This window comes from Okeania sp. SIO2B9 (assembly GCF_010672505.1).
GTDB classification, from domain to species: domain Bacteria; phylum Cyanobacteriota; class Cyanobacteriia; order Cyanobacteriales; family Microcoleaceae; genus Okeania; species Okeania hirsuta.
On record NZ_JAAHGK010000708.1, the window covers coordinates 1 to 4,039 of the forward strand.

2 protein-coding genes and 1 pseudogene are annotated in these 4,039 nt (G+C 38.0%); all 3 read right to left on the reverse strand.

Going from position 1 to position 4,039, the window contains the following annotated elements; genetic code table 11:
* Positions 1–207, reverse strand: a pseudogene (locus F6K13_RS22015) (hypothetical protein); the annotation flags it as partial.
* A gap of 11 nt (positions 208–218) precedes the next feature.
* A complete protein-coding gene (locus F6K13_RS22020) occupies positions 219–1,649 on the reverse strand; it encodes a pentapeptide repeat-containing protein (protein ID WP_124147550.1) in 1,431 nt (476 codons plus the stop codon).
* 852 nt (positions 1,650–2,501) lie between these two features.
* On the reverse strand, positions 2,502–3,776 hold the full coding sequence (locus F6K13_RS22025) for a HEAT repeat domain-containing protein (RefSeq protein ID WP_124147549.1): 1,275 nt from the start codon (positions 3,774–3,776) through the stop codon (positions 2,502–2,504).
* Positions 3,777–4,039 lie beyond the last annotated feature (263 nt).

The following is a 4,039-nucleotide window of genomic DNA, read 5'->3' on the forward strand; positions in this document are numbered from 1 at the left end:
TCGATTAACTGCTTTATCTACCCAAGCTTCTAGTTTTTTTGTATATTTTTCCTTTTCTGCCAAAAGCAATCTAAGTTGTTCCGGTGAAAGTGCTTCTAGACTGTCATAAGTATTAAAATATTCAGAATGTAAAACTGAATGGTTAGCTTGAGGTGTCGTTTCAGCTTTTATCAATAATCCTTGACGATTTTTCCCTCGCTTTTCCATAGAAATAATTTCTAATTCTGCCTCTGGGTAGTCTTCCTGTAATTTCTGAAGTGAATATGCAACTGGGGGTCTACTGCTTGGTTGTGATAGATGTTTAGTATCTCTACCATCGGAGTAATAAAATCCACAAATTCACCTTCCTCAAAATTCTTTTCCCAATCAGCAGGTTGGCGACGAGGATTATCATTAAGACTTTCTTGAGGAGTAAGCTTGAGAAATTCAGGTCGTTTTTCTGGGGGCAAGCGCATATAGACATAATCACACTTGATACGATCTAGTTTAGTTCTTCTGGTTATCCTCCAGTCCTCAATAAAAGCTCCGGTTAAGGTTGCTCCTGTGAGGTCAGTTCGATCTAGAAAAGTTCCTACTAACTTAGCACGGGAAAGGTCAGCATCTTGAAGGTTGGCTGAGTTGAGATTGGCTTCTATGAAACTGGCATTAGTTAAGTTTGCTCCTTGGAGATTGATTCCTTTAAGGTAGTTTGAGCGATTGAAGTTTTGATTTTTTCCTTGACCTGTTCTAACTAACTCTCTGAGTTTAGAATTTTTTAGATAGGTTTCCCATGTTAGTATACAGTCTAGTTTTATAGTGTCTTTCCAACAAGTACGAGTTATGTCAGCTCCTCTAAAATCTGTACTTTTGAGAGTAGCATTGGTAAAGTCAGCATCAGTTAAATTTGCATTTGTGAAAGAGGTTCCACCTATTGCAGCAAAGGCAATAGCCATGCCACGAGTTAGGGGGTATTTTTCATCTCTTTTGATTGCTTCATAAGCAATGTGAACACTTAACATTATTTGGAGTCCAGTAAGAGCAAAAGCGAAAGTGAGTGCGAAGGTTTGGTCGAAGAATCCGGCTGCAAGGGTTGCTCCGGCGAAGGTTATTACTCCAGCAACCCCGAGGACTCCAGCAACCCCAAAGTCTCCAGCAACTTCAAGGACTCCGGTAAAGGCTAGGAATATAGCTCTGGCTAAAGCAGCGACAAATACGGAGACGACGAATCCGTCTTGAGAAATGACAAACCCGAAGGTAAAGGCTACGATTGGGTGGACGCGAGGTATTTCATGATGAATAATTGTTGCCCAAAATATAATAAGCAAAGCTAAGGCGACTAAAGCAGTATTCTGCTGTTCTGGATTATCTGAGTTGTATATTAGCGATAAAAAAAGTAAACTGAACAAAATAACAAAAGCTGAAATTACGACCAAAGCACACGCCACAACAAGCAAAACTACCACCCAACGCTTTTGTAAACCTGCCCTAGCTCCCTGAAACTTAGCACCGCTCAGATTCGCTCCTCGAAAATTAGTACCTCGAATATCCGCCCCACTAAAATCTGCTCCAGACAAATCTTTTCCCTTAAAAGATAGACCCCGAAGACTCACTCCTTGGAAATCTCGTCTACCTTTTTCATACTCCTGCAATATCTCACGCACTCTCATCATTAGTATTCCTGGAAAATTGAGAATTTAGGGTCACTTAGGTCGATACATAAATTCAAAATTCAAAAGTCAAAAGTAAGATTTTAGAGGTTTCAAGCCTCAACCGAGAGGTTTTAAAGGCCAAACGAGACGTTCTAAACCTTAACTGCTGTTTGCTAAAGGCCAATTTGATAGACTATCCTAGACAACAACAAATATCTACAAAATGTCTAAGTTATCATACTTCTAATCTCTGTTAATATTTTTAGGACTTACGCAGAGACTACATATAAAACCCCTTAGTGGTATCTTCATAAATATTAAATTTTTTAGCCTTGAGACAGCTATACTTGAGACAGCTATACTGGAGGTAATATCATGTCCGGTAGCATCGTTTGTGTATAAAATTAAGGTAATCATGGGAAAAACCTTCTGCCGTCTGCCTTCTGCCTTCTGCCTTCTGCCTTCTGCCTTCCTTCCACCAAAGTCTAATTATTCAACCGGACATGATATAAGAGGTAAGAGGGAAGAGGTTCGAGGGAAGATGTGGGGAGAAATAATACAAAAAATTTAACACACCAACAGAAGATTTTTCCTCACTCATTGATGCCCAAAAAGACTCTTACACCATAATTATATAGCTACCATCAAGGTTCTATACAAAAACTAAGACGTTATAGTTTTGTACATCATCAATTCTCGATATTTAATAGGTTGAGCTGAGGTAATAAAACTACCCCATCCCCCTATCTACCAATAACCCCATCTGCCCGTCTATTTTTAAATAGCTCCGTTTAGGGGTTCTATATATAAAAACTATAACGTTGTAGTTTTTAGACTATATATATAGTACCTTTGCGTAAGTCCTGCTCCCAATCAAATCATATTTTTTGCTTTAGCTTGAATCAATAAATCTGAGTCATTAGCAACTAAATCAACAGCTTGACTATCCCCTAACTGTTTTAACCCCAACAAACAAGCATATTTCAAATCAAAAATTCTTGTCTGACTAATAGTCTCTCTAAGTAAAGGTATTACTCTCTCATCTCCTAAATTAGCCAAAGCAAGGGCAGCAGCACCACGAGACTTCTGAAACTGAGGCGCTGTGTTATGCAGTGCTTCTACCAATAAATCATAACTATCAACATATTTAAGCCAACCCAAAAGCTTTACTACATGATAGTGAGCACCATAATCATTATGAGCACTTTCTGCAAAAGTTGCCATTAACGCTGCACCTGCAACCTCTGGGTAATTCTCTAAAAGGGTTTTGCCAGCCAGATAACATCTACCAAAATCTGTACTGTATAATTCTTGAATAGCAAACTCTAAAGTAGGAGTTTGGTCATATTCATGGACTAATTCTAAATCATTGGGATGGTCACGAACAACCAAATCTAAATAGGGTTCGATTTCAGCAAAGTTAATCTCATTTGTAGGTATACCCGTTTCTGCTAAGAGTCTAATTCCTCGGAGACGAAAAACCATGGAAACTGGACATTTAGCAATATTAGGAATAGATGGATAATATTTAGTATCAATCAGGTCTTGAATACAACCCCGTCTAGCATTAACATTTGAGTGTTCTAAAAACTCTAGCACTTTTGTCATCTGGGAATAATCCCCTGTTAAACGACAAACAGTAGCGATCGCTGCACTAGCAATAGGTTCATCATCAGATGCTGTAAATTGCTGAATCTTATCTATTGCAGGTTTATAGTTAAATTTTCCTAACACCTGAATAATCAAACGATAACTTTGAGCAGGTTTTTCCAACAACCGAGCAATTTCTGCAATAATTTCTGGATCTTCAGTTCCTATTTCGCTAATTGCCCAGACAGCATTTTCTACAGTGTAACAGTCTTCGTCACTTAAGCAAGCTCTAATTGCAGGTAGTGCTGATACTGCATTTAAACGTCCCAATGTTTCGATCGCTTTACGTCTAGCAATTTTATGTTCTAGAACTGGGTTTGTATCTTGTAGAGTTTTGATTAAGACATTGATTGAACGTTCACTGGGAAAGTTAACTAAATGACTTGCTGCAATATAACGATCGGATTTATCTTCTAATTCTTCGATTGGTGTTTCTAGTAAAGCAATTGCTTTTTCTTCACTTAATCCGGGGAATATATTCAAAAAACGCTTATCCATTTTCTCTAGTGTTAATTACAATCAACAATTAGTTTCTTGAATAGATCGTACAGCAGTTTGCGACAGAAGCATAGACTGAAAGCTTTCAGTGTCAGTTTATATCATTCGTAAAGTTATGAGGTAGTAGGTGTAAATTCAAGATCTAATATCAAATCCGGTAGCATCGGTATAAAAAAATTAAACCTGATAAATTAAGGGATGAATAGTAAGAGTTGGGCGATCGCCATGCCGAGATTGTTAAAGCTAGAACCACACAAAAGTAT